27 protein-coding genes, 1 pseudogene and 1 riboswitch are annotated in these 25567 nt (G+C 67.4%); of the genes and pseudogenes, 21 read left to right on the plus strand and 7 right to left on the minus strand.

Features of this window, described 5'->3' with window-relative positions; all coding sequences use genetic code 11:
* Positions 1-267: 267 nt before the first annotated feature.
* The 12 genes and pseudogenes from ACFV15_RS34155 to ACFV15_RS34210 all read left to right on the plus strand — a co-directional run.
* Positions 268-672: pseudogene (locus ACFV15_RS34155) on the plus strand (ribonuclease domain-containing protein); the annotation flags it as partial.
* 73 nt (positions 673-745) lie between these two features.
* Complete coding sequence (locus ACFV15_RS34160) at positions 746-1255, plus strand: SigE family RNA polymerase sigma factor (protein WP_378355688.1); 510 nt, start codon at positions 746-748, stop codon at positions 1253-1255.
* The gene (locus ACFV15_RS34165) at positions 1255-2064 is read left to right on the plus strand and encodes a hypothetical protein (RefSeq protein ID WP_378355690.1); all 810 of its coding nucleotides are present in this window, start codon (positions 1255-1257) and stop codon (positions 2062-2064) included. Before ACFV15_RS34160 ends, ACFV15_RS34165 begins: the two co-directional genes overlap by 1 nt.
* A gap of 101 nt (positions 2065-2165) precedes the next feature.
* Positions 2166-2891, plus strand: coding sequence for a DivIVA domain-containing protein (locus ACFV15_RS34170; protein ID WP_378355691.1), 726 nt, complete (start codon positions 2166-2168; stop codon positions 2889-2891).
* A gap of 24 nt (positions 2892-2915) precedes the next feature.
* Positions 2916-3515: a YceD family protein gene (locus ACFV15_RS34175; RefSeq protein WP_378355693.1), complete on the plus strand. Its 600-nt coding sequence runs from the start codon at positions 2916-2918 to the stop codon at positions 3513-3515.
* Between the two features lie 75 nt (positions 3516-3590).
* Positions 3591-3773: a 50S ribosomal protein L32 gene (rpmF, locus tag ACFV15_RS34180; RefSeq protein WP_091289156.1), complete on the plus strand. Its 183-nt coding sequence runs from the start codon at positions 3591-3593 to the stop codon at positions 3771-3773.
* A gap of 13 nt (positions 3774-3786) precedes the next feature.
* Positions 3787-4542 carry a ribonuclease III gene (rnc, locus tag ACFV15_RS34185; protein ID WP_378355695.1) on the plus strand — a complete coding sequence of 252 codons (756 nt, stop codon included), beginning with the start codon at positions 3787-3789 and terminating at the stop codon, positions 4540-4542.
* 79 nt (positions 4543-4621) lie between these two features.
* Entirely contained in the window at positions 4622-5992 is a 1371-nt protein-coding gene (locus ACFV15_RS34190) for a chondroitinase-B domain-containing protein (protein WP_378355697.1), read from the plus strand.
* 15 nt (positions 5993-6007) lie between these two features.
* Positions 6008-6865: a bifunctional DNA-formamidopyrimidine glycosylase/DNA-(apurinic or apyrimidinic site) lyase gene (mutM, locus tag ACFV15_RS34195; RefSeq protein WP_378355698.1), complete on the plus strand. Its 858-nt coding sequence runs from the start codon at positions 6008-6010 to the stop codon at positions 6863-6865.
* A 137-nt stretch (positions 6866-7002) separates the two neighbouring features.
* Positions 7003-7326 (plus strand): PadR family transcriptional regulator, encoded by a 324-nt coding sequence (locus ACFV15_RS34200; RefSeq protein ID WP_091289152.1) that lies wholly within the window; start codon positions 7003-7005, stop codon positions 7324-7326.
* The gene (locus ACFV15_RS34205) at positions 7323-8567 is read left to right on the plus strand and encodes a DUF1700 domain-containing protein (protein WP_378355700.1); all 1245 of its coding nucleotides are present in this window, start codon (positions 7323-7325) and stop codon (positions 8565-8567) included. The genes ACFV15_RS34200 and ACFV15_RS34205 overlap by 4 nt, the downstream gene beginning before the upstream one ends.
* A gap of 96 nt (positions 8568-8663) precedes the next feature.
* Positions 8664-9611 (plus strand): alpha/beta fold hydrolase, encoded by a 948-nt coding sequence (locus tag ACFV15_RS34210; RefSeq protein WP_378355702.1) that lies wholly within the window; start codon positions 8664-8666, stop codon positions 9609-9611.
* Here the strand turns inward: ACFV15_RS34210 and ACFV15_RS34215 are convergent.
* The 3 genes from ACFV15_RS34215 to ACFV15_RS34225 form a co-directional block, all read right to left on the minus strand.
* A complete protein-coding gene (locus tag ACFV15_RS34215; RefSeq protein WP_378355703.1) occupies positions 9608-10054 on the minus strand; it encodes a hypothetical protein in 447 nt (148 codons plus the stop codon). The genes ACFV15_RS34210 and ACFV15_RS34215 overlap by 4 nt on opposite strands.
* A 238-nt stretch (positions 10055-10292) precedes the next feature.
* Positions 10293-10808, minus strand: a complete 516-nt coding sequence (locus tag ACFV15_RS34220) for a general stress protein (protein WP_378355704.1) — start codon at positions 10806-10808, stop codon at positions 10293-10295.
* Between the two features lie 91 nt (positions 10809-10899).
* The gene (locus tag ACFV15_RS34225) at positions 10900-11715 is read right to left on the minus strand and encodes an amidohydrolase family protein (RefSeq protein ID WP_378355706.1); all 816 of its coding nucleotides are present in this window, start codon (positions 11713-11715) and stop codon (positions 10900-10902) included.
* Between the two features lie 157 nt (positions 11716-11872).
* Here ACFV15_RS34225 and ACFV15_RS34230 point away from each other — a divergent pair, with 157 nt between their 5' ends.
* Genes ACFV15_RS34230 through ACFV15_RS34245 form a run of 4 tightly spaced genes read left to right on the plus strand, consistent with a single transcriptional unit; the run spans position 11873 to position 16050 of the window.
* Positions 11873-13219 (plus strand): glutamine synthetase family protein, encoded by a 1347-nt coding sequence (locus tag ACFV15_RS34230; RefSeq protein ID WP_378355750.1) that lies wholly within the window; start codon positions 11873-11875, stop codon positions 13217-13219.
* The gene (locus tag ACFV15_RS34235) at positions 13200-13913 is read left to right on the plus strand and encodes a gamma-glutamyl-gamma-aminobutyrate hydrolase family protein (RefSeq protein ID WP_378355707.1); all 714 of its coding nucleotides are present in this window, start codon (positions 13200-13202) and stop codon (positions 13911-13913) included. Before ACFV15_RS34230 ends, ACFV15_RS34235 begins: the two co-directional genes overlap by 20 nt.
* Complete coding sequence (locus tag ACFV15_RS34240) at positions 13910-15274, plus strand: aldehyde dehydrogenase family protein (RefSeq protein WP_378355709.1); 1365 nt, start codon at positions 13910-13912, stop codon at positions 15272-15274. Before ACFV15_RS34235 ends, ACFV15_RS34240 begins: the two co-directional genes overlap by 4 nt.
* A gap of 5 nt (positions 15275-15279) precedes the next feature.
* Entirely contained in the window at positions 15280-16050 is a 771-nt protein-coding gene (locus tag ACFV15_RS34245; RefSeq protein WP_378355710.1) for a 3-oxoacyl-ACP reductase, read from the plus strand.
* A gap of 6 nt (positions 16051-16056) precedes the next feature.
* On the opposite strand, the gene ACFV15_RS34250 is transcribed toward ACFV15_RS34245, so the two are convergent.
* A complete protein-coding gene (locus ACFV15_RS34250) occupies positions 16057-16239 on the minus strand; it encodes a hypothetical protein (protein WP_378355712.1) in 183 nt (60 codons plus the stop codon).
* Positions 16240-16311: 72 nt separating this feature from the next.
* Between ACFV15_RS34250 and ACFV15_RS34255 the strand changes: the two genes are divergently transcribed.
* Positions 16312-17589 (plus strand): helix-turn-helix domain-containing protein, encoded by a 1278-nt coding sequence (locus ACFV15_RS34255; RefSeq protein WP_378355713.1) that lies wholly within the window; start codon positions 16312-16314, stop codon positions 17587-17589.
* A 101-nt stretch (positions 17590-17690) separates the two neighbouring features.
* Positions 17691-18062 (plus strand): hypothetical protein, encoded by a 372-nt coding sequence (locus tag ACFV15_RS34260; protein ID WP_378355715.1) that lies wholly within the window; start codon positions 17691-17693, stop codon positions 18060-18062.
* 527 nt (positions 18063-18589) lie between these two features.
* Here the strand turns inward: ACFV15_RS34260 and ACFV15_RS34265 are convergent.
* Positions 18590-19189, minus strand: a complete 600-nt coding sequence (locus ACFV15_RS34265) for a TetR/AcrR family transcriptional regulator (protein ID WP_378355717.1) — start codon at positions 19187-19189, stop codon at positions 18590-18592.
* A 65-nt stretch (positions 19190-19254) separates the two neighbouring features.
* Between ACFV15_RS34265 and ACFV15_RS34270 the strand changes: the two genes are divergently transcribed.
* Positions 19255-19740, plus strand: coding sequence for a DUF1453 domain-containing protein (locus ACFV15_RS34270; RefSeq protein WP_378355719.1), 486 nt, complete (start codon positions 19255-19257; stop codon positions 19738-19740).
* Between the two features lie 3 nt (positions 19741-19743).
* Here ACFV15_RS34270 and ACFV15_RS34275 read toward each other — a convergent pair whose 3' ends face one another.
* Positions 19744-20514, minus strand: a complete 771-nt coding sequence (locus tag ACFV15_RS34275) for a nucleotidyl transferase AbiEii/AbiGii toxin family protein (protein ID WP_378355721.1) — start codon at positions 20512-20514, stop codon at positions 19744-19746.
* A gap of 124 nt (positions 20515-20638) precedes the next feature.
* On the minus strand, positions 20639-21229 hold the full coding sequence (locus tag ACFV15_RS34280) for a type IV toxin-antitoxin system AbiEi family antitoxin domain-containing protein (RefSeq protein ID WP_378355723.1): 591 nt from the start codon (positions 21227-21229) through the stop codon (positions 20639-20641).
* Between the two features lie 265 nt (positions 21230-21494).
* A riboswitch (glycine riboswitch) is annotated at positions 21495-21609 on the plus strand.
* Here ACFV15_RS34280 and gcvP point away from each other — a divergent pair.
* Together gcvP and gcvT are read left to right on the plus strand one after the other, a co-directional pair.
* Positions 21593-24472, plus strand: coding sequence for an aminomethyl-transferring glycine dehydrogenase (gene gcvP / locus ACFV15_RS34285; RefSeq protein ID WP_378355724.1), 2880 nt, complete (start codon positions 21593-21595; stop codon positions 24470-24472). (Overlaps the previous riboswitch by 17 nt.)
* Positions 24472-25566 (plus strand): glycine cleavage system aminomethyltransferase GcvT, encoded by a 1095-nt coding sequence (gcvT, locus tag ACFV15_RS34290; protein WP_378355726.1) that lies wholly within the window; start codon positions 24472-24474, stop codon positions 25564-25566. Before gcvP ends, gcvT begins: the two co-directional genes overlap by 1 nt.
* Position 25567 lies beyond the last annotated feature (1 nt).

Raw genomic sequence — 25567 nt, forward strand, 5'->3', positions numbered from 1 at the left:
CCTTTGTGGACGTTAGATGCTGGTGGTCGGGCCACCGACGGCGGCCCGACCGACTCGCTCACGTGCCGATTGACAACGCAGGCCAAGCCTTAACTGCCCGGCATTGGGTTAGAACCGGCCCTACCACTCACGACCCCGTTGGTGAAGGTGGGAATTTTCCCAGTTCTGCGCCGATTGGCGTGCGACGGTCGTAGGGATTTCCGACAGGGTTCGCGGAGTTAACCTGCTCGACCAACACTGATCACCCGATCGGGTTACGGTCCGAAAATGACCAACCATCGATCGCGTTTCGCCGCCTTCCTGCTGGCCTTCGTCGCCTTCTTCGGCGTCGTCACCGCCACGGCCGAGGCCGCGCCTGTCAGCATCGAGCAGAACGCCTGCGGCGACCTCGCCGGCTTCAGCCGGGTGTCCTTGTCGAGCCTGCCCGAGGAGGCGACCGACACCTACGACCTGATCCAGACGGACGGGCCGTTCCCGTTCCCGAAGAACGACGGCGTGGTCTTCCAGAACCGCGAGAAGATCCTCCCGGCCTGTTCCGCGAGCTACTACCACGAGTACACGGTCATCACGCCCGGCTCCTCGACCCGCGGCGCCCGCCGGATCATCACCGGCAACGGCGGCGAGTACTTCTACACTGGCGACCACTACGCCTCGTTCAAGGTAATCAACATCTGACCAAGGTTCCATGCAACCTCGTGCGCACCCTCGTCCGTGTTGATGTCGGAACACGGTCGAGGGGGTACGGATGAGGCCTGCTGACGAGGCGGACTTCCGGGAGTTCGCGGGCGCCAGGGCGCTGCCGTTGCGGCGGACCGCCTATTTCCTGTGTGCGGATTGGCATCTCGCCGAGGACCTGGTCCAGGCGACACTGATCAAGATGTACGCGGTCTGGCCGAAGCTCGCCAGGTCGGGCCCCGTCGACAACTACGCCAGGAAGGTGCTGCTGCGCTGCTGGCTGGACGAACAGCGCAGACCGTGGCGCCGCCGCGAGCGGCGTGACGGCGTGGTGCCGGAACAGCCGGTGCCCGCCGTCCTCTACACCGGCATGACCGATCTCCTGCGGCAGGCGCTCGCCGAGGTGCCGGTGAAACAGCGCGCGGCCATCGTGCTCCGCTACTGCGCGGACCTGTCGGTCGCCGAGGTCGCCGCCGTGCTCGGCTGCTCCGAGGGCACGGTCAAGAGTCAGACCGCCCGCGGCCTGGAGACCTTGCGCGATGCTGTCGCCAAGCTCGAACTCGTCGGGAGGAACAGCTGATGGACCTCGAGCAGGTCGAAAACGGGCTGCGCGTGCTGGAAGTCCCCGAGCCGCCGCTGGGCTTCGACGTCGACGTGCTCGTGACCAAGGCGGCCGCGCGGCAGCGCAGGCGCCGGGGCCTGCTGATCTCGGCGGGCACGGCGCTGGCCGCGATCGGCACGGCCGTCACGCTCGTGGTGATGAACCTCGCCCCGCCGCCGCAAGTGATCGACAAGGCGGAGCCGCCGTTTGTGATCGTGTCGCCGCACGCGAACCTGGCCAAGCAGATGGAACGCAGCCGGCAGCATCTGGCCAAGGTGATCCCGGTCGTCAAGCCGGATGCGAGCAGTGTCGCCGTGAACTCCTTCGCCCAGTACCGGGAACCCGGTGACTGGGACTCCATCTGGACCATGTCGACGCTCTTCGATCCCGTCTCCGTGTCGGCCTTCTACTTGACCATCAACGGGCCCAGTTTCAATGCCGCGAACCTGATCACGCCTGATCAGGCCTGCACAGGCTTCGGCACATTGCCGCCCGAATTCACCGAGCGCTGGAAGACGCCGGACGGCAAGCCGCAGCCCTGCCAGCGGCTGACCCAGCCGGACGGCACGCTGGTGTTGCTCGTCGAGCGACAGCGGGCTCCGCGGACAGCCACCGGCGACCACGGTGTCATGCACGCGTTCAACGCGATCCATTTCCGTGCGGACGGTTCGACTGTGAGCCTGGTCAATGCCGCTATCGGCACGGACGTCACCAGGCAGGACCCGCCGCCGTTCACCGCCGACCAGGTGATCAAGCTCGTGACCGACCCCGCCTTCACCCTGAAGTAGGCACGCGGACACGCCCGGCACAGGCCGCTTTCACCGGTTCGAGCGCCGGAAGCGGCAGACTGGGTACAGCGATATCGGGGATTGCTGCAGAGGGAGTTGCCGTGTACCGGGTTTTCGAGGCGCTCGACGAGTTGGTCACGATCGTCGAAGAGGCGCGCGGGGTGCCGATGACCTCCAGCTGCGTGGTGCCGCGCGGCGACATGCTCGAACTGCTCGACGACGTCCGCGACGCGCTGCCGGCGGAGGTCGACGACGCGCAGGACGTGCTGGACAAGCGCGATCAGCTGATCCACACCGCGCGCTCCGAGGCCGAGAAGACGGTCAGCGAGGCCAACGCCGAGGCCGATCGCGCGGTCGGCGAGGCGCAGGCGCACGCCGAGCGCATCCTCGCCGAGGCGCAGGCCCGCGCCGAGCAGATGATGGCGGACGCGCACGCCGAGGCCGAGCGCATGGTCGCCGCCGGGCAGGCCGAGTTCCAGAACCTCACCGACCGCTCGCGCGCCGAGTCCGAGCGGATGATCCAGGCCGGGCGTGACGCGTACGACCGCGCCATCGACGAGGGCAGGGGCGAACAGGCCCGCCTGGTCTCGCAGACCGAGGTCGTCCAGGCCGCGCACGCCGAGTCGGCCCGCATCGTCGACGAGGCGCACGCGGAGGCGGACAAGCAGCGTGCCGACTGCGACGCCTACGTCGACGGCAAGCTCGCCGAGTTCTCCGAGCTGCTGGCCACCACGCTGCGCACCGTCGACTCCGGGCGCAACCACCTGCGCGCGCCCAGCACCATGGCGCCAGGCCGCAGCAGCACCCTGTACGACTTCCAGCCGTAGGGGCTCGCGTAAACTAGAGCCCTCATGCCTGAAGACAAACTCCCGCCCGCGCGCCCCGCGCGCGTCGATCTGCGCAGCCCGTGGGTCGTCGACACCCGTGAACTCGCCCGCCACGCCGGGCTGAGCCGTCCTGTCCAGCGCAAGGTGCCCGTCGAGGACACCTTGGGCGTGCCGGACGTCATCATCGTGCCCAAGGGCACCGAGATCGACCTCGACCTGCTGCTCGAGTCCGTGGTCGAGGGCGTGCTGGTCTCCGGCACCGCCTCGGTCGCCGCGACCGGGCACTGCTCGCGCTGCCTCGACCCGATCACCGAGGACGTCGAGGTCGAGCTCACCGAGCTCTACGCCTACCCGGGCTCCACCACCGAGGAGACCACGGACGAGGACGAGATCTACCGCCTCGTCGACGACCGCATCGAGCTCGAGCCGCTGGTGTGCGACGCGCTGGTGCTGGCGCTGCCGCTCGTGCCGCTGTGCGAGGAAAACTGCCAGGGCCTCTGCCCCGGCTGCGGTGTCAAGTGGGCCGATCTCGAGCCCGGACACGGGCATGAGAAGATAGATCCTCGGTGGGCCGCACTTGTCGAGCGCTTCGACGGTGATGACGCCCCCGGCAAGCAAGCCTGACGAGCGCCCAGCTCAGTCCGGAGAAGCAAAGTTCGCTCGCGAGGTGCGGGCAGACCGTCTTAAGGAGATCTACTCGTGGCCGTCCCCAAGCGGAAGATGTCGCGATCGAACACGCGCTCGCGCCGCAGCCAGTGGAAGGCTGCTCCGGTTCAGCTGGTGCCTTGCTCCAACCGCGCCTGCAAGCAGCCGAAGCTGCAGCACATCGCTTGCCCGGCGTGCGGTCAGCACAACGGTCGCCAGGTCGTCGAGCCCGCCTGAGGCTGAGTCGATCATGGGGGGAAAACCGCCGGTTCTCAAGCCGGCCTCGGATCCCGCTCCGTTGCTCGAAGCTCTCGACATCACTTTTGATGCCGAGCTGCTCGGTTTGGCGTTGACCCACCGTTCTTATGCTTATGAGAACGGTGGGCTTCCGCCGAACGAGCGCCTTGAGTTCCTGGGTGACGCCGTACTGGGCTTGGTCGTGACCGACCATCTCTACAACACGCATCCCGACCTGCCTGAGGGCCAGCTCGCGAAGCTGCGCGCCAGCGTCGTGAACATGCACGCGCTCGCCGGCGTCGCACGCGGCCTCGGTGAAGGCGGCCTGGGTGCGCATCTGCTGCTCGGCAAGGGCGAAGAGCTCACCGGTGGCCGGGACAAGGCGAGCATCCTCGCCGACGGTCTCGAAGCCGTCATCGGCGCCGCGTACCTGCAGCACGGCATCGACATCGCCCGCAAGCTGGTGCACCACCTGTTCGACGGCCTGCTGGCCGAGGCCCCGCTGCGAGGCGCCGGTCTCGACTGGAAGACCAGCCTGCAGGAGCTCACCGCGCAGGCCGGTCTCGGCGTGCCCGAATACAAGGTCGAGGACACCGGGCCCGATCACCGCAAGGAGTTCACGGCCACCGTGTTCGTCGCGGGACGTGAGTACGGCCGCGGTGAGGGCACGACCAAGAAGGAAGCCGAGCAGAAGGCCGCCGAGACGGCCTGGCGCACGCTTCACGCCGAGGTCGAAGAGCAGAAGAAGCCCGACGAAGAGACCAGTTGACCGTACGGTGCGTGAATAAGTACCGTACGTGCAGCCGCCCTCCTGTGTCCTCCCTCCTCAAAGATGAGGTTCATCGGCGATGCGCAAGTGGTCTTTTCTCTATGTCCTTTTCGGACTCCTGCTCACTGTTTCACTCGCGGTCTCTGTTCCCGCGTCGGCCGATCAGGTCGTCATCTCGCTCAGTGCGCTGCAATCCGCTGTGGACAAAGCCAAACCGGGTGACCGGATACTCCTGGCAGACGGCAGCTACACCACGAGCGCGCCGTTGACGATCAAGCGTTCCGGTACCGCGTCCGCGCCGATCACCATCGCCGCTCAGCACACCGGTGCCGCCGAGATCAAGGGCACGTCGGGCTTCGCGTTCTCCGGCGGGGCTTCCTGGGTGGTGCTGGAAGGCTTCAAACTCCAGCACCAGGCCAATTTCACCGTGCCGTCGGGTTCCACCCACGTCCGGCTGACCAGATTGGACATTCAGCTCGGCGGTGACGGCAGCTGGCTACTGGCCAACGGCGACGACGCCGAGATCGACCACAACGTTTTCCATAACCGCACGACGGCCGGTCAGTTCCTGCAGATATTCGGGCCGTCGGACGCGATGGCGAAGCGTGTCCACGTGCATCACAACTACTTCTTCAATCACCAGTTCGCCGGTAAGAACGGCGGCGAATCGATCCGCGTCGGCGTGAGCGGCCACCAGAAGTACTCGGCGAACGCGCTCATCGAGTACAACCTCTTCGAGAAGGCCGACGGCGACGCCGAGGCGATCTCGGTCAAGTCCTCCGACAACACCGTCCGCTACAACACGATCCGCGACAGCCGCGGCTTCATTGTGCTGCGCCACGGCGACCGCAGCCTCGTCGAAGGCAACATGGTCTTCGGTGCCTCCGGCATCCGCTTCCACGGCAACGACCACAAGATCATCAACAACTACGTCGAGGTCACGACCGACCGCGGCATCGTCTTCGGCACCGGCACTGAGGCCGACAGCGGTCCCGACAGCGATAAGCAAGACCGCCCCGACCGTGTCGTCGTCGCCTACAACACGATGATCGGTCAGAAGGACATTATCCGCGGCGACGGCGGCGCCTTCCTGCCCAAGGACTGCGTGTTCGCCGACAACGTCCTGGTCGGCACGTCCGGCAACCTCGTCACCATGCCCACCGGTTCGGTGGTGAAGTACGAAGGCAACATCACTTGGGGCGCCAAGCCCGGCATCCCCGACGGCTACAAGTCGGTGAACCCGAAGCTGGTGAAGGACGCCACCGGCCTGTGGCGCCTGTCGTCCGGCAGCCCGGCGATCGACGCGGGCGTCGGCGGTTACCCGTACGCGGCAACGGATTTCGACCTCCAAGCCCGGGTCGGCAAGTACGACATCGGCGCCGACGAGTTCCTGCCAGGCGGCGCCCGCAAGGCCTTGACGACGGCCGACGTCGGTCCGCTCGCTCCCTAGGCCGATAATCGGGGAGTGCCCGAACTTCCCGAGGTCGAGGTGGTCCGCGCCGGTCTCGAAGCCCATGTGACCGGCCGGACCATCAGCAAGGTCGAAGTGCTCCACGCCCGCGCCATCCGGCGTCACGTGCAGGGAGCCGAGGACTTCACCGGCAGGCTGGCCGGTGTCCGCATCGACGCCGCCCGCAGGCGTGGCAAGTACCTCTGGCTGGAGTTGTCCGACGAGCAGGCCATGCTCGCGCACCTCGGGATGAGCGGCCAGATGCTCGTCCAGGAGGAGGGCACGCCCGACGAAAAGCACCTGCGTGTCCGGCTGCGCTTCGACGACGACGGGCCCGAGTTGCGCTTCGTCGACCAGCGGACGTTCGGCGGGCTGGCGCTGGCGGACCTCGTCGAGGTCGACGGGACCACGGTGCCCAGCACGATCGCCCACATCGCCCGCGACCCGATGGATCCCGCGTTCAGTCTTGAAGCCGCGGTTCGCGCCTTGCGTTCGCGTCGGACCGAGGCCAAACGGGCTCTGCTCGACCAGACGCTGGTCTCGGGTGTCGGCAACATCTACGCCGACGAGGCGCTCTGGCGCGCGAAGCTGCACTGGGCCCGGCAGACCGACAAGCTCACCGCGCCCAAGACGCGCGTGCTGCTCGAAGCCGCCACCGAGGTGATGAACGAGGCGCTCGCGCAAGGCGGAACCTCGTTCGATGCCTTGTACGTCAACGTGAACGGCGAGTCGGGGTACTTCGACCGCTCACTCGACGCCTATGGCCAGGAAGGCCTGCCCTGCGGACGCTGCGGCACCGCGATCCGGCGTGACCCCTTCATGAACCGGTCCTCCTTCTCCTGCCCGAAGTGCCAGCCCCGGCCAAGGGGATAGAAGCTCGCCCGCACTTTGGGGGTCGTGAGTGGTACGGCCGGTTAGAACCGGTCAAAACACTCACGACCCTTTGGCGTAGTGGTGTGCGCGGTACTGCGCATTGCGTGGTACCGTCTGAAGCGTAGGACGGAGGACAGGTGGAGATCAGTCAGCTACTCAAGGGTGTCCTCGACCTCGCGGTGCTCGCGGTGCTTCGCGAGGAAGACGGTTATGGCTACGACGTGCTCCGCCGGCTGCGGGTCGGCGGTCTGGAGGAAGTGGGCGACGCGTCCGTGTACGGAACGCTGAGACGGCTCTACAAGGCCGGCCTGCTCACGTCGTATGTCGTGCCGAGTGAGGAAGGGCCGCACCGGAAGTACTACAGCTTGAACGAACCAGGCCGGCTGAAACTGACCGAGTCGGCCAAGACGTGGGAGAGCTTCGCGTCGACGATGAACAGCCTGTTGGGAGCGGCAGCATGAGCACGCAGAACTCGACCGCGGTGCGGGTCTACCTGGCGCGGGTGCGTACCGCGCTGGCCGATCTGCCCGCCGCCGAAGTCGAAGAGATCCTCGAGGACGTCCGGCCCCACCTGCTCGAGATCGAGGCCGAACTCGGCTCGGGCGCACGGGTCGAGCAGATGATCGAGCGGCTCGGGACGCCGGAGAACTACGCCGCCGAGCTGCGCGTGGCCGGGGACTATCCGCCCGCAGCCTCTACCGAGGCGCCGAAGACCGTGGTCATCAAGGAGCAGGCGAAGCGGATCATGCCGAGGCTCGCACTGTGGGGGCTCATCGCCGCTTCACTCGGGCTGGGGCTGGTCGGCATCACGGTCGCGAACAACCTGCGTGCCGAGGCGCTGGTCACGCTGGTGGTCATCGTGCCGGTGCTCGGGTTCGGCGTCTGGTACCTGACGACCAAGGGGACCGCCGGGATCGCGGAACTGCCCGAGGTGCGTTCGCTGCGCGCGAGTCTCAAGAAGCAGGACCCAGATGGCCTGCCCAAGGTGTTGAACTACTTCAGGTCGCTTTCGCCCGCTTGGTGGCTGGTGTGCGCGGCCGCGCTGATCCTGTTCGGGCTGATGCTGGTCCGGCGGGGCAACGACGGGGTCGCCGCGCTGCCGTTGCTGGTGGTCGCCGCGGTCGCGATCGTCTGGGGCGGCCGGAAGGTGGCGGCCGACAAGCGCTGGCTGTGGCTGACGCTGCCGGTGTCGCTGTTCGTGCTCGGCGGGGCGTTCGGGTTCGTCGGCTATGTCTTCGACTCCGTCGACAACCGCTACCACAACTACAACACGTACCCGGCCAGCAGCCGGAATTCGGACGGCTCCGACAACCTCTACTACGGCAACCAGTCGGTCGGGAACATCTACGCCTTCGACTCCGAAGGCAAGCCGCTCACCGAGATCTACCTCTACGACGAGGATGGCAGGCCGATCACGCTGTCGCGCCAGGGTTGCGAGAAGTCGGCGGGCTACCCGATGAAGATCGGCGCAGACAACCGGTTCCCGCGCCCGAAGATCGAGCAGGGCATCACCGACAACAACGGGAACTTCAACGGCTACAACGGTTACAAGAACGCGTGCCGTGAGGTCTACGGCGTGCCGTTCTCGGTCGCGATCCCGAAGGCGCCCACGACCAGCAGCGCGACGCCGACACCGACATCGACGCCGAGCCCGGGTTCCAGCGCGAGCCCGACGCCGGCCAGTCCGACGCCGACGAAGTAACGGACTCCTGGGTGGGTGAGCGGTCGGGGCTCACCCACCCAGGTCATTTTCGGCTGACGAAACAACGTGGAAACCTGAGCCTGTTCTGCTGGGTAAGTGCACTCAGTCGACGGCTTCGAACTGCGGACCCGCTTGGTGCACGGCTACCTGCGCGCGTACCGGCTGGCCGGTCGCGGGCCTGCCGTCCTGTTCATCCACGGCATCGGCGACGACTCGTCGACCTGGCTGGACATGCTGGCCGCGCTGAGCGGCGACTTCACGGTGATCGCGCCGGATCTGCTCGGTCACGGCGGTTCGGCCAAGCCACGCGCGGACTATTCCGTCGCCGCGTACGCCTGCGGCATGCGTGATCTGCTGGCCACGCTGGAAATCGAGCGGGTGACCGTGGTCGGGCATTCGCTCGGCGGCGGTGTGGCGATGCAGTTCGCCTACCAGTTCCCGGAAATGGTGGAACGGCTCGTGCTCGTCGGCTCCGGCGGCATCGGCCCCGGCGTCCACCCGCTGCTGCGCCTGGCCGCGGCGCCCGGCGCGGGCCTCATGCTTCCCTTGGTCGGCATCCCGCCGGTGCGTGCCGCGCTGCGCGGGCTCGGCAGTCTCCTGCAGAACTTCGGGCTCGGCAGCGACCTCGAGTACGTGCTCGCGAAGTACATGCGCTTGGTCGAATCGACGTCACGGCAAGCGTTTCTGCGGACGCTGCGGTCCGTTGTGGACTGGCGAGGGCAGGTGGTGAACATGCTCGACCGCTGTTATCTCACCGAGGGAATCCCGACGATGCTCGTCTGGGGCACAACGGATCACGTCGTGCCGAGCGCGCACGCGGTGCTCGCGCATCAGGCTATGCCGAGCAGCAGGCTGGAGATCTTCGAAGGCGCCGGGCACTTCCCGCATCGCGCCGATCCGCGGCGTTTCCTGGTGATCCTGCGCGAGTTCCTCACCGAGACCAGGCCGGCGCGCTACGACGCGAGCCGATGGCGGGGTCTGCTGCGCTCTGGCAGCAGACCCCATGAGCTCATCGACGAATCGATGGTCTCCAGTGGCAGCTAGCAGTTGAGGAAGACGGCCTCGAACGCGGCTTCGACCTTCTTCTCGTCCTGGGAGATGGCCGCGGCACGCAGGTTGTTGGCGGCTTCGTGGCACGCCTTGTTCGACGTGCTGGCGCTCTCCGCCTTCTTCTGCGCTTCCTCGGCCTTGTTCCGCAGGTCCTGCTCCTTGGAGAGCTCGGCCTTGGTGTCGGTCTCGCGCTTGGCCACCGCCGTGAGTTCGTTCTTCTTCGCGTCCAGCTCCAGCGAGACGGACGAGGCGCGGTCCTTCTCCTTGAAGTACAGGACGCCGAACGCCGTCGCCCCGCCGAGCAGCAGCACGGCGAGCACCGACAACACGATCACGCCGGTTCGCTTCGGCTTCGGCGGCGCGGGAGGCGCGGGCTGCTCGTACACGTAGCCTTGCGTCGCCGGGTACTCCGGAGCGTCAGGTGCCGGATTCGTCATGTTTTACCCCCAGATGTCGTATTGCCCTGTGCATCGGCAAGCGGGGTGATCCGTTACGACGGGCCTCAGCACAGCGAGAAAAGTGTGGTGAGCGTCGCTTCGATCTTCGTCTGATCGCGTTCGACCACTGCCTTCTGCAGAGCGTGCGGCGGGTTGGACGCTTGTGAGCGGCCGCACAAAGCGAAAAGCCCCGCCAGGATCGATACCTGACGAGGCCCTCCGGGCAAGCCGGACTTACTTACAGGGCGGCGCGAGCCGCCATGTTCGCCAGCAGGTCTCGGCCCTTTTCAGCGCTGCGTGGCTGCGAAAGGACGTCATAGCGTTGAGCCACGAGCTGGCTCTGTGAGATGTAGCCGCGCTTGTTCTTGTTGGCGGCGTACCCGAGCGCGCCGAACAGCAGGTTGAAGCCGACACCCGCGACCAGGCCGATGCCGATCGACACCAGGCCGACGCCGGGGTTGAGCAGGCTCAGCATCAGGCCGAGGAACAGGCCGAAGATCGCGCCGGACATCGCGGCGCTGCTCAGCACCTTGCCCATGGTCAGCTTGCCCGCGATCCGTTCGACCAGCAGCGGCTGCACTCCGACGATGGTCACGTCGGTGACCGGGAAGTCGGTGCTCGCGAGATGGTCGACGGCACGCTGGGCGGCTTCGTACGAGTCGTAGGACGCGATGGGCCACCCGGACGGCATCGCCGGGGCCTGCGAGTTCGCTTGCGGCTGCGTGAAAGCGGTCTGCGTGAATGCGGAAGTCATGTCATCTCACCTCTCTTGCACTGTCCAACGCGGCGAGGGTCCGGTTTGTGCCTGATCGCAGAGATCCACAGGCTCCTCTCAGCTAACGGGTTCAGCCGACGCGGAAGATTCGCTGGGCGTTGCCGCCGAGATACAGCTCGGAGGCCTCCACGTCGAGCTTGAGGTCGGCGAGGTTCTTGAGGCAGCGAGCCGGGCTGAGCATCGGGTAGTTGCTGCCGAACAGCACCCGCGTGCGGCCGTGCCCGCGCATGTAGTCGACCAGTTCGGCGGGCAGCCGGTGCGCCGCGTACGCCGAGGTGTCGATGTGGAAGTTCGGGAACTTCATCGCCAGCGAAAGGACTTCGGACATCCAGGGGAACCCGACGTGCCCGCCGACGACCACGAGTTCCGGGAAGTCGAGCAGCACCCGTTCCAGGTACGGGATCGGGCGGCCGGGCTCGGACGGCAGCAGCGGGCCGGTGTGCCCGATCTGCGTGCAGAACGGGATCTCCTGCTCGACGCAGGCGACGTAGACCGGGTAGTAGCGCCGGTCGTCCGGTGGCAGGTTCCACAGCCACGGGACCACGCGCACCGCGACGAAACCCAGGTTGCGCACGCAGCGGCGGATCTCGCGCACCGCGCCCATCGGGTCGTTCAGGTCGACGGTCGCGACGCCGGCGAACCGGTCGGGATGGGCCTCGACGAGCCTGGCGACCTCGTCGTTGGAGATCAGTGGGCCCGAGGGCCCGTGCCACGCCGAGAGCAGGCCGAAGCCGACATGCGCCTCGTCCATCGCGGCGAGTGTCGCGGCGACCTGGGGGACCTCCCTCGGCCTGCCGGTCCAGCGCAGGATCGACTCCAGCCATGGCGCGGCCATGAACCGCTCGTTCGGGTGCTGCATCCACGCGTCGACAATGCCCGCAGTCACAGTGACGACCCTAGACTCTGCCCGGCGGCCGCGCATCCAAAAGGTCTGAAAGAAGACCATTAGATGGTTGACCCTGACCGGGGCCGTCAGGTAGGAAGAACCGGCAAAGGATCTGGTTCGATCCTTTAGAAGGAGGGCTCGGATGGCTGGCAAGGGCATGCTCAGCTTGGACCGGCTGCGTGAGCTGGTCGGCGAGGGGACGGTCGACACCGTGCTCATCGCGATCACCGACATGCAGGGGAGGCTCCAGGGAAAACGCTGCTCCGCCGAGTACTTCCTCAACGAGGTCGTCGCGCACGCCACCGAGGCCTGCAACTACCTGCTGGCCGTCGACGTCGACATGAACACCGTCGGCGGTTACGAGATGTCGTCGTGGGAGACCGGTTACGGCGACTTCGTCATGCGCCCCGACTTCGGCACCCTGCGCCTCGTGCCGTGGCAGGAAGGCACCGCGATGGTGCTCGCCGATCTCGAATGGGTGCAGGGCGGTGACGTCCCCGCCTCGCCTCGTCAGATCCTGCGCAAGCAGCTCGACCGGCTCGCCGAGCGCGGGCTGGGCGCGTTCGTCGGCACCGAGCTGGAGTTCATCGTCTTCGATGACACCTACGAATCGGCGTGGGACAAGCGCTATCACGACCTGCGACCGTCCAATCAGTACAACGTGGACTACTCGATGCTCGGCACGGCCCGCATCGAGCCGCTGCTGCGCCGCATCCGCAACGAGATGACCGGCGCCGGGCTGTACGTCGAGTCGGCCAAGGGCGAGTGCAACCCCGGCCAGCACGAGATCGCCTTCCGGTACACCGACGCGCTCGCCACCTGCGACAACCACGGCATCTACAAGAACGGCGCCAAGGAGATCGCCGCGCAGGAGGGCAAGGCGCTCACCTTCATGGCGAAGTACAACGAGCGCGAGGGCAACTCCTGCCACATCCACATCAGCCTGCGCTCGACCGACGGCGAGGCCGTGCTCGCGGGCGACGGGCCGGGCGGGTTCTCCAAGCTGATGGAGCACTTCCTCGCGGGCCAGCTCGCCGGGCTGCGTGAACTGACCTACTTCCTCGCGCCGAACATCAACTCCTACAAGCGTTTCGTGCCCGGCAGCTTCGCGCCGACCGCGGTCGCGTGGGGTACCGACAACCGCACCTGCGCGCTGCGCGTGGTCGGGCACGGCGAGTCGCTGCGCACCGAGAACCGGGTGCCAGGCGGCGACGTCAACCCGTATCTCGCGGTCGCCGCGCTGATCGCGTCCGGCCTGCACGGCATCGAGAACGAGCTGCCGCTGGAGCCGGAGTTCACCGGCAACGCCTACGCCTCCGACAAGCCGACCGTGCCGTCGACACTGCGCGAGGCCGCGGCGTTGTTCGGCGAGAGCAAGCTGGCCAGGACGGCTTTCGGCGACGACGTGGTCGAGCACTACCTGAACGCCGCGCGCGTCGAACTCGCCGCCTTCGACGCGGCCGTCACCGATTGGGAGCGGATCCGTGGTTTCGAACGGCTCTAAGCCGCTGATCGGGCTCACAACGTATATCGAGCCCGCTCGCTTCCTGGTCTGGGAGACCGAGGCGGCGCTGCTGCACCGGGTTTACGTGGACTGCGTGGTGGCGGCCGGGGGAGTGCCCGTACTGCTGCCGCCGGTGACCGACGCCTACGAGTCGCTGGTGTCCGCTGTGGACGGTCTGGTGCTCGTCGGCGGCGCGGACGTCGAGCCGACGCGCTACGACCAAGAGCCGCACGCGACGACGTACACCCGGCCGAACCGGGACGCGTTCGAGTTCGGGCTGCTCGATGAGGCGTTGAAGCGGAAGCTGCCGGTGCTCGGTGTGTGCCGTGGCCTGCAGGTTTTGAGTGTCGCGCTCGGCGGGACGCTCACCCAGCACCTCCCGGACGCGACCGGCAGCACCGAGCACCAGCCCGCGCCCGCGACGTTCGGCGACAGCAAGATCACTTTGAAGGACGGCAGCCGGGCGGCGGCCATCCTGGGCGCCGACACCAAGGTCCACTGCTACCACCATCAGGCGATCGACCGGCTCGGCGACGGGCTGATCCCGGTCGGCTGGGCCGAAGATGGCACGGTCGAGGCGGCCGAGTCGCCAGGCGAGGATTTCGTGCTTGGCGTCCAATGGCATCCCGAGCAGAACATCGACGACGTAAGGCTTTTCGAGGCTCTCGTGGCCGCAGCGAAGGAGAAGGCATGACCACGTTCGACGTGATCAACCCCGCCACCGAGCAGGTGGTGCGGTCGGTCGCGCTGACCACGCTCGAGGAGACCGACGCGGCCATCGCCCGCGCGCAGGCCGCTTATCCGGCGTGGAAGGCCGTCTCACCCGGCGACCGTGCGCGGCTGCTGCGCCGGTTCGCCGACGCCGTCGACGCCGACCTCGAGAACCTGGCGCAGCTGGAGGTCACCAACTCCGGCCACACCATCGGCAACGCGCGCTGGGAAGCGGGCAACGTCCGCGACGTGCTGAACTACTACTCGGCCGCCCCGGAACGCTTGAACGGCAAGCAGATCCCGGTGGCGGGCGGGGTGAACATCACGTTCCAGGAGCCGCTGGGCGTGGTTGGCGTGATCGTGCCGTGGAACTTCCCGATGCCGATCGCGGGCTGGGGTTTCGCGCCCGCGCTGGCCGCCGGCAACACCGTGGTGCTCAAGCCCGCCGAGGTCACGCCGTTGACCGCGATCCGGCTCGCCGAGCTGGCCCGCGAGGCCGGTATCCCCGAGGACGTCTTCCAGGTGCTGCCCGGCAAGGGATCCGTTGTGGGGCAACGCTTCGTGGACCACCCGGCGGTGCGCAAGGTGGTGTTCACCGGCTCGACCGAGGTCGGCAAGCAGATCATGGCCGGCTGCGCCGCGCAGGTGAAGCGGGTGACGCTGGAGCTCGGCGGCAAGAACGCGAACATCATCTTCGCCGACTCCGACCTGGAGAAGGCCGCCGCGACCGCGCCGTACGGGGTGTTCGACAACGCGGGCCAGGACTGCTGCGCCCGGTCGCTGATCCTGGTGCAGGCCAGCGTCTACGACCGGTTCATGGAGCTGCTCGAACCCGCGGTGCGGGGCGTGGTCGTCGGCGATCCCGGCTCGGAGAAGACCGAGATGGGGCCGCTGATTTCGGCCGCGCACAAGGAAAAGGTGTCTTCGTACATCGGTTCCGACTCGCCCGTCGCGTTCCGCGGCAGCGCGCCGGAAGGCCCCGGCTATTGGTTCCCGCCGACCGTCGTCACCCCCGGCAACCTGCAGGACCCGCTGGCGGCCGACGAGATCTTCGGCCCGGTCGTCGCGGTGGTCCCGTTCGGCGACGAGACCGACGCGGTGACCATGGCCAACCACACCGAATACGGGCTGTCCGGGTCGATCTGGACCCGTGACGTCGGCCGGGCGCTGCGCGTGGCGCGGGGCGTCGAGTCGGGCAACCTGTCGGTCAACTCGCACTCGTCGGTGCGCTACTGGACCCCGTTCGGCGGATTCAAGCAGTCCGGGCTCGGCCGTGAGCTCGGACCGGACGCCGTCGACGCCTTCACCGAGACCAAGAACGTATTCCTGAGCACGGAGGACTGAGAACAATGGTGCAGCGTTTCGAAGGCAGGGTCGCGGTGATCACCGGCGGCGGCAGCGGGATCGGGCTCGCGTCCGCCCGCAGGCTCGCTTCCGAGGGCGCCAAGGTCGTCATCGCGGACGTGTCGCCCGACTCGGGCAAGGCCGCGGCCGACGAGGTCGGCGGGCTCTTCGTCCAGGTGGACGTGACCGACGAGGAGCAGGTCAAAGCCCTGTTCCAGACGACGGTCGACACCTACGGCTCTGTCGATGTCGCGTTCAACAACGCCGGCATCTCGCCGCCCGACGACGACTCGATCCTGAAGACGGGCATCGAGGCGTGGCAGCGGGTCCAGCAGGTCAACCTGACCTCGGTGTACCTGTGCTGCAAGTACGTGCTGCCGCACATGCTGGAGCAGGGCAAGGGCTCGATCATCAACACGGCCTCGTTCGTCGCGGTGATGGGCGCGGCCACGTCGCAGATCTCGTACAGCGCGTCCAAGGGCGGCGTGCTCGCGATGAGCCGCGAGCTGGGTGTCGAGTTCGCACGCAAGGGCATCCGCGTCAACGCGCTGTGCCCGGGACCGGTGAACACCCCGCTGCTGCAAGAGCTTTTCGCGAAGGACCCGGAGCGCGCGGCCCGTCGCCTGGTGCACGTTCCGCTCGGCCGGTTCGCGGAGCCGTCCGAGATCGCGGCGGCCGTCGCGTTCCTGGCCAGCGACGACGCCTCGTTCATCACCGCGTCGCAGTTCCTGGTCGACGGCGGCATCGCGGGCGCGTACGTCACGCCCATCGACTGACGGCCGCTATTGGAGGCTCGGGGGTGCGAGGTCCGCGGCGTGGCGGAGCGCGTTGAGGCGCTTGCGGTCGGCCGTGAGCTTGTTCTCCCGGGCCCTCAGTGACCAGGTCGCGATCTGGGCGCTGAGTAGCGCGCCCGCGGCGAATCCGATGGTGCCGACGAGCAGCAGAAGTGGCGTCGTGATGGTCATGGGACCAGGTTCGGGCCTGGTTCAGCGTGTTGGCCCTGCCGGAAGCTAGCGGTTTTCGTTAGTTTCCTGCGTATGACCCAGTGGCAGGCGGCGCGCTGGGCCGAAACGGTGCGCGCCGGGCTCAAGGCGCGTGGCCTTTCGCTCGACGAGGCCGCGCGGCAGATCGGCGTGCCGACGTCCACCCTGCGCAGCTGGATCGAGCACCGCCACGCGCCCAAGGTGACCATTTTCGACCACTGGACCGCGCTGGCCAAGGTCACCGGGCTTGGCGAGGCCGAGCTGTTGCAGGCGGCCGGGGTGCTGCCCGACTCGCTGACCTCGAGCATTCACCTCGCACAGGCGACGAAGTCGTTGCGTGACGGGATCGAAGAAGCGGGACGGTTCCTGCGCCGGGCCGATTCGCTGGTGTCTTCGTCGTCGATGAGCCAGGTGATCAACGAGCTGTCGGCGTCGCGCATCGACTGGGAACTCCGCATGCGCACGGCGAACCGCGGCGTGGACGTCCCGCTCACCCTGCACCATTACGTCGGCGTGGTGCCGCCGGCCGACCTCCAGCTGTCCGACGAAGAGGCACGCGACCTGATCGAGCGTGACGTACTCGGTCACCTGTGGCGCCCGCTCGGGCTGTATTGGCGGCGGCTGATGGTGCATGACTGGGCGGACCCGCCACGCCTGATCATCCAAGTGGCGGAACAGGAATCGACGCATCCGCCGTCGACCTCGCTGCCGGTGGTGGACGCGCCACCGATGATCGTTTTCGCCCCGGTCTGGGGTTACGGCTACCTGATGGGCTCACTGATCGCGGACGCGCTCGGCTTCGGCAACGTCGATTTCCGCTACTTCGGCATGCCGGATTCCCTCGAGGAGCGCCTGGAATGGGTGGGCCGCGAGCTGGCCGACGTCTCGCCGCGCTTCGTGAAAGCCGTGCCACCGACCATGTTCCGCCAAGGCCTGCGTGTCACGACCGAGGGCTACCTCCCGATCTGCATCAGCTACGGCCCCCGCATGCGCGAGCACGCCGTACGGGTTTACCGCGACGTTCTGCTGCCGGACTCGGACGTCGCCATCCGGGAGAACGATGCGCTTCGCGAGCAGATCGTGGCGGGCCTGCCGTCGCGCATCGACGTCCGCATCGACGACGCGGACGTGGTCGACGGGGACACGGTGAACCGCCACAAGATCAACGACACGGTCGCGTGGCTGTCCGAGCAGATCGTCGAGCATCTGCTGCTCGGATCGGGGCTGCCGCCGGTACCGCTGGGCGGGCCGTTGCGGCAGCTGGTGCTGCCGTCGGGACGCGTGCAACGGCCACCCAAGCTGGCGAGCACCGTGGCCTTCGGGAGGTCGTGACCATTCACTCGTCCCAGTGGTCGGGATTGTGGTGCGGGTCACTTGGTTGTAGATCTTGGTCAGCGGTGGCCGCTCGGCCCCGACGACCAGGAGGTTTCGCGGTGACCCGTCAGATGAGCTCGGCCATGCAGGAATGCATCGACATGTGCAACCAGTGCCATGAGATGTGCGAGCAGATGATGTCCAGCTGCATGGAAATGGGCATGGCCAGGATGGGCATGATGATGGTCTCGTGCGCCGACATGTCCCGCATGTGCGCGGACATGATGATGCGCTGCTCGTCCATGAAGGCCGACCTCGACATGATGCGCATGTGCGCCAAGATGTGCGGCCTCGCCGCGCAGATGATGCGCATGTGCGCCGACGAGTGCATGAAGACCGACGACCCCGAGATGCACGACGCCGCCGCGATGATGATGCGCTGCGCCGACCTCTGCGGCACCATCACCGCTGAAATGATGATGGACGCCTAGCCGGACTCGTGAGTGTTGCCGACGGTTATTTGAGGGGAAGCGCAAACGTGGCGTGCTTCGGATAGGCCGTCGGGGTCTTCGTTTCGTGAGGCTCGGACGGGTCGCGAGTGGTGACTCTGCTGCGTCCAGCGGGGCAGAGTCACCACTCGCGCATGCCCTTTCGCGCCTGAACGAGGGGTTCCCCTGCTCACGACGCCACGGTTGGGTTTCCGGGCAAATAGAACCCAATGCCGGGTAGTTAAGGCTTGGCCTGGTCTGTCAAGCGACGCGCGAAACCCGACTTTGGGCTATCCAGTTGCCCAAACTCGGGTTTCGCGAAGATCAACTTCTTGGATGACGCGGATCGCACCCGAGTGTCTCACTTTGTCGTATTCGCCGATGGAACGAACGGGGCTTATGTGTAGCTCAGCGTTGCAAACGTGGCGTTTGTGCGTTCGACCGACCCGCGCGGCATTCGGGGGACGGAGTCTTGCCCCTCGTCCCCGGTCTTTGACTGCCCGGCATTGGGTTGGAACCGCCCGCAACGCTTACGACCCTCTGAGGCTTTCGAGGTGGCGGCGTAGCGCGGCGACCATGGTGTCGCTGTCGAGCAGGTCCGGTTGCAGCACCGCGTTCATGGAGAGCCCGTCGATCAACGCGATCAGGCGGACGGCCTCCAGATCGACGTCGAGGCCTTTGCCTGCTTCGGTGAGTACGCGGGTGATCAGCCTGCGAAGCCCTTCGAACTGTTCGCGCGCGTAGGGCTGGAGGTCTGGCCGGGTGCGCGCGGCGGTGGTGAACGCCAGCCAGACGACGGCCTCGTCGCGCCGCTCCTTGTCAAGCGGGAGCAGCTCGCTGAGCAGCTTGAGGGTGGTCGCGGCGCGGTCGATCCGGTCGCGGTCCTCGCCGAGCAGCAGCTCCGCGTGCGCGAGGATCCGCTGCGTGATCCGCTCGCCGATCTCCCGCATCGCGAAGATCATCATCTCCGCGTGGTTGGTGAAGTAGTGCCGGATCGAGCCGATGGCCAGCCCGGCTTCCTCGGCGACATTGCGCAGCGACGCGTGCTCGACACCGTCGCGGGAGACGACGCGGAACACCGCCTCGATCACGGCGGTGCGGCGCGACTCCGGATCGACGATCTTCGGCATGCCGGCCTTTATAGCATGGTCGTGCTAATTTATTTGGCACAGTCGTGCTACCAAGGGGGAAGTCCGTGGGGTTCTGGTCGATCGCCGCCATCGTCGTGGTGGTCATCGTGGTCATCGTCAAGCGCCTGATCGGCGAGCCGCTCAACGCGCGTGACCTGGTCATTCCACCGCTGGTGCTGATCGGCATCGGTGTCTGGAGCCTGCGGAAGATCGAGCTCACCGGGCTGGACATCGCGTGGCTGGCGGGCGGCTCGGCACTCGGCCTTGGCATGGGTGCGCTGCGCGGGACGACGTTGCGGCTGTTCGCCAAGGACGGCGTGCTCTGGCAGCGCTATACCGGGTGGACGTTCGGGGTGTGGGTGCTGTCGATCGCGGTGAACGGCGGCTTCGGGTTCCTCGCGGTCGCGGGCGGGATGCACACCGACGCCAGGCCGATGCCGCTGTCGATCGGGATCAGCCTGCTCGGGGAGATGGTGGTGGTCGGGCTGCGCGCGCTGCGAACCGGAGTGCCGTTCGCTCCGGAGCGTAAGTCGGTGCTCGGCCGGAGGTGACGCTCAACGCCACTGTCCTGTTTCCGGAGTCCAGGCGACGGATGTGTTCGCCGCGACGACAAGTGGGTCGGCGAATCGGACCACGGCGGAGAGAACGTCATCAAAGGACTCGGGCAGGTGGTCGCCATCGCTGCCGAGCCGCTGCCGGAAGGCGCGGTAGGTGGATTGCCGCATGGTCGCGAGTTGTCCGACGGTCGACGACAACGGCTTGAGTTCTACCGCGCGATGCGCGGTTGTGGCGAGCAGCGCGGCACGTACGGCGGAATGCGTGAGCGGATGGTTGTTCGTGAGCGTGTAGATGTCGGCGTAGTCGCGCACCCTCGTATTGGCTTCACCCAGCGCGATCGCGGTGCTGATCTTCTCGGCGAGCACGGTCTCGACGGGATATCCGAGAAGTTTCACCGCGGGCCGCTCTGGCCGTTGCGAAGGCAGTTCGATCAATCGGGGCTCGGGGGTGACCGGGTCGCCCACGTTGACGTCGAGCTTGAGCTTCACCGTGGCGGTCGAGACCAGGCAGTTCATGCTGACGCGTACGCCGGTATAGATCGCGTCGTCGCGAATGGACTGAGTGGTGATGCTGTCGGTCAGATACTCGACCCCGTCGTCGTGGACCATTCCGGCGATGTCGCGAACACGGGCGGCGATGGTGGCTTCGTCGTTCGCGAGCTGTCGCGCGAGCAGGTCCGCGTCGGCGGTGGGGCGGCGGGCATTGAATACGGACAGCAGCATGCCGCCCTTGAGCACGAACTTCGTGCCGTAGGGCGAAGCGGTCATGCGCGCGAGCCAGCCCTCCAGCACGTAGAGGGTCAGCAGTTCCTGGGTGGTGCGCTTTCCCGGCGAGCGCGGTTCTGGAGATCCAGATACGCGCGACCGCCCGGGGTCGCTTTGGTCGGGCGGTTCATCCGGCGCTCGCGATGTCGAGTGCGGTGCGGACCGGGCCGAGGACGTCCAGGGCCCTGGCGAAGTCGAGAACTTCACCGGGCCGGGCATCTCGGCGGCGCACGTAGCGTTGCAGTGCCGCGAACGCGAGCGGCTCGCCGAGTGTGTGACGGAGCCGCATGAGATCGACGACGGTTCGATGCGCGTTGTAGACGCGCACGGTTTCACCGGGTGCCGCTTCAATGGTGGACAGGCCGAGCCCGAACGTGGCGGTGTCGAAACGGAACACCTGTGTCGGCGGGTGGTCGATGGTGGGAGTGCGGCGCGGGCGCGGAACGGCGACTTGCACCGCTGGCGGTATCTCGTTGGTCAGGTCGTGGACCGCCAGTGCGGAGACGCAGCAGACGACCGCCACCGGTGACCGATAGGCGACGGCGAGCAGGTCCGGCCAGTCGGGTGTGGGCGCGTCGGCTCGCCGGAAGACGCCGCGTGACAGTTCCAGGATCTCCCCGCGATCCCTCAACTTGTAGAGGTCTCGCGGATGCAGGCCTGACGCGCGCGCACTCTGCGTCGTAAAGGTGGGCGGGAGATCACCCACGGTGACGTTCATGGATAAAAGTGTCGCCACTATTGTGGTTAATGGCAACACTCTTATCCAAGTTGACCCCGATTGTGTGTTGCTCGGCCGGAGGTGACCGACGCTTGTGGCGTTGGCGGCACTCAGGTAGACGGCTTCGGCCCAGGCCAGGTACGGTGCGGGCAAGTCAACTGCATATCGGGCCGTTCGAGCAGGAGCGGGAGAGTCCCACGAGGTCAGTGGGACACCGAAGGAGCAAACTCCCCGGAATCTCTCAGGTAACCACTACCGCTCCCCGCGAGGCCACTCTGGAAAGCAGGCGCGATCGGAGCGCCTCACCCAAGGTGAAAGCTGGACGTGTTTTTTCAAGCACGGACAGTGAAACTCTCAGGTGCCATGACAGAGGGGGAGTTCCCAGCGCACGGGTCTATCCGTCGCCAGAACCGAGGAGCTCCCCTGACCAGTACGACTTTCGACGCCCGCCACATCGGCCCGTCCGAGCCGGAACAGGCCAAGATGCTCGCCGAGGTCGGCTACAACAGCCTCGACGCACTCGCGGAAGCGGCCGTCCCGACTGCCATTCGCATCACCGAGGACCTCGATCTGCCCGAGGCCGCGTCCGAGGAGGACGCCACCGCCGAGCTGCGTGCGCTCGCCGCGCGCAACCGCCCGATGACGCAGATGATCGGGCTCGGGTACTCCGACACCGTGACGCCGCCGGTGATCCGGCGCAACGTGCTCGAAAGCCCCGCCTGGTACACGGCGTACACGCCCTACCAGCCGGAAATCTCGCAGGGACGCCTCGAGGCGCTGCTCAACTTCCAGACGATGGTCGCCGAGCTGACCGGGCTGACCACGGCGAACGCGTCGATGCTCGACGAGTCGACCGCCGTCGCCGAGGCCGTCTCCCTCATGCGCCGCGTCTCCAAGAGCAAGTCCAACACGGTCGTCGTCGACGCCGAGTGCCTGCCGCAGACCATCGCGGTGGTCAAGACGCGCGCCGAGGCCGTCGGCATCGAGGTCGAGGTGCGTGACCTGCTGACCGGGCTGCCCGAGGAGTTCTTCGGTGTCGTCGTCCAGTACCCCGGCGCGTCCGGTGTGCTGCGTGGCGCTGGTTTCTACAACGCCATCTCCGAGTCCGCGAAGGCCGCCGGCGCGCTGTACACCGTCGCCGCCGACCTGCTCGCGCTGACGCTGATCACCTCGCCGGGTGAGTTCGGCGCCGACATCGCCGCCGGTTCGACGCAGCGTTTCGGTGTCCCGCTCGGCTACGGCGGCCCGCACGCCGGGTTCCTCGCCGTCCGCGCCGGGCTTGAGCGCTCGCTGCCGGGCCGCCTGGTCGGCGTGTCCGTCGACGCCGATGGCAACCCCGCCTACCGGCTCGCGCTGCAGACCCGTGAGCAGCACATTCGCCGCGAGAAGGCGACCTCCAACATCTGCACCGCGCAGGTACTCCCGGCCGTCCTCGCCGGGATGTACGCGGTCTACCACGGCCCCGACGGCCTCAAGCGCATCGCGACCCGCGTGCACGGTCACGCCGCTTCGCTGGCCAAGGCGCTCGGTGACGCCGTCGTGCACGAGGGCTTCTTCGACACGATCGTCGTGCGCGGCGACGCCAACGAGATCCACCGCAAGGCCCGTGAGCTGGGCATCAACCTCGGGCATGTCGACGACGGCCACGTCCGCGTCGCCTGCGACGAGCTGACCACCGAAGCGATCCTCGTCAAGGTGCTGCGCGCGTTCGGTGTCGAAGCCGGGCTCGAAAAGGCCACCGCGCTCCCGTCCGGGATCGTCCGCGAGAGCGAGTACCTGACCCACGAGGTCTTCCACTCGCACCGCTCCGAGACGGCCATGCTGCGCTACCTGCGCGGACTGTCCGATCAGGACTACGCACTCGACCGCGGCATGATCCCGCTCGGCTCGTGCACGATGAAGCTCAACGCCACCACCGAGATGGAGCCGATCAGCTGGCGCGAGTTCGCGGGCATCCACCCGTTCGCGCCGGTCGAGGACGCCGAGGGCTACCACGTGCTCGTCGAGCAGCTCGCGGGCTGGCTCGCCGAGGTCACCGGCTATGACAAGGTCTCGCTGCAGCCGAACGCGGGCAGCCAGGGTGAGCTCGCCGGCCTGCTCGCCATCCGCGCGTACCACCGCGCCAACGGCCAGCCCGAGCGCGAGATCTGCCTGATCCCGTCGTCCGCGCACGGCACCAACGCGGCCTCCGCTGTGCTCGCCGGCATGCGCGTGGTCGTGGTCAAGTGCACCGACGAGGGCAACGTCGACCTCGACGACCTGAAGTCCAAAGTGGACCAGTACCAGGACACGCTGTCCGCGATCATGGTCACCTACCCGTCGACGCACGGCGTGTACGAGAACGACATCGCCGACCTCGCCAAGCTCGTGCACGACGCGGGCGGCCAGGTCTACGTGGACGGCGCGAACCTCAACGCGCTGCTCGGGCTCGCCAAGCCGGGTGAGTTCGGCGGCGACGTCTCGCACCTGAACCTGCACAAGACCTTCTGCATCCCGCACGGCGGTGGCGGCCCCGGCGTCGGCCCGGTCGCGGTGCGCGCGCACCTCGCGCCGTTCCTGCCGAACCACCCGCTCAACGGCGGCGCCGGCCCGGAGACCGGCGTCGGCCCGATCTCGGGCGCGCCGTACGGCTCGGCGTCGATCCTGCCGATCTCGTGGGCCTACGTCCGCATGATGGGCGCGCCGGGCCTGACCGCGGCCACCAAGGTCGCCGTGCTCGCCGCGAACTACGTCGCCGCGCGCCTCGGCCAGCACTTCCCGGTGCTCTACACCGGCCAGGACGGCCTGGTCGCGCACGAGTGCATCCTCGACCTGCGCGGCATCACCAAGGAGACCGGCGTGACGGTCGACGACGTCGCGAAGCGCCTGATCGACTACGGCTTCCACGCCCCGACCATGTCCTTCCCGGTCGCCGGCACGCTCATGGTCGAGCCGACCGAGAGCGAGGACCTCGGCGAGATCGACCGGTTCTGCGACGCGATGATCGCCATCCGCCGTGAGATCGACGCGGTCGCGCAGGGCCGGTGGACCCCGGAGGACAGCCCGCTGCGCCACGCCCCGCACACCGCCGAGACGCTGGTCGGCGAGTGGAACCTGCCGTATGACCGCGACCTCGCCGTCTATCCGGCGGGGGTTTCCCGCAAACATAAGTACTGGCCGCCGGTGCGCCGCATCGACGGGGCGCGCGGTGACCGTAATCTTGTCTGCTCCTGCCCGCCCCTCAACGCTTACGAAGGTCAGTGATGTCGAAGGAATCGCCCCTGTACGCGGTCCACAAAGGACTGGGTGCGCTGTTCACCGACTTCGCGGGCTGGTCGATGCCCGTCCGGTACTCCAGTGAGCTGGCCGAGCACAAGGCCGTCCGCGAGGCCGCCGGGCTGTTCGACCTCTCGCACATGGCCGAGATCGAGGTGACCGGGCCGCAGGCCGCGGCCGCGCTCGACTACGCGCTGGTCGGCAACCTGTCCGGCGTCAAGCCCGGCAAGGCCCGCTACACGATGATGTGCAACCCCGACGCCGGCGTGCTCGACGACCTGGTCGTCTACCGCCTCGATGACGAGAAGTTCCTGGTCGTCGCGAACGCGGGTAACGCCGGTGCCGTCGCGGCGGCACTGACCGAGCGTGCGGCCGAGTTCGACGCCGTGGTCACCGACAAGTCCGATGACATCGCGCTGATCGCCATCCAGGGTCCGAAGGCCGTGGAGATCCTGCGCTCGGTCACCGAGTCCGACCTGGACTCGCTGAAGTACTACGCGAGCTACCCGGCCGTCGTGAAGGGCCACGACGTGCTGCTCGCGCGCACCGGCTACACCGGCGAGGACGGCTTCGAGCTGTACGTCGCCGCGGCCGAGGCGCCCGCGGTGTGGGCGCTGCTGACCGAGGCAGGCGAGCCGCACGGACTGCTCCCGGCAGGCCTCGCCTGCCGCGACACGCTGCGTCTCGAAGCCGGAATGCCGTTGTACGGCAACGAACTGAGCGCCGACCTGTGCCCGTACGAAGCCGGTCTCGGCCGGGTCGTCAAGCTCGACAAGCCCGGCGACTTCGTCGGCCGGAAGGCCCTCGAGGTGTGGTCCGTGATGCCCGTGCCGCGCATCAGGGTGGGGCTCAAGGGCACCGGCCGACGCGCCCCGCGTCACGGTTACAAGATCGTGGACAATGATGGCAACGAGATCGGGGAGATCACCAGCGGCGCGCTGTCGCCGACGCTGGGCTACCCGATCGCGATGGCCTATGTGGACATCGCGCACACCGAGCCAGGCACCCAGCTCTCCGTCGACATCCGCGGCAAGATCGAGACCGTCGAGGTCGTCGCGCTGCCCTTCTACAAGAGGTCCTGAC

This window comes from Amycolatopsis sp. NPDC059657, from assembly GCF_042734395.1.
GTDB lineage: Bacteria > Actinomycetota > Actinomycetes > Mycobacteriales > Pseudonocardiaceae > Amycolatopsis.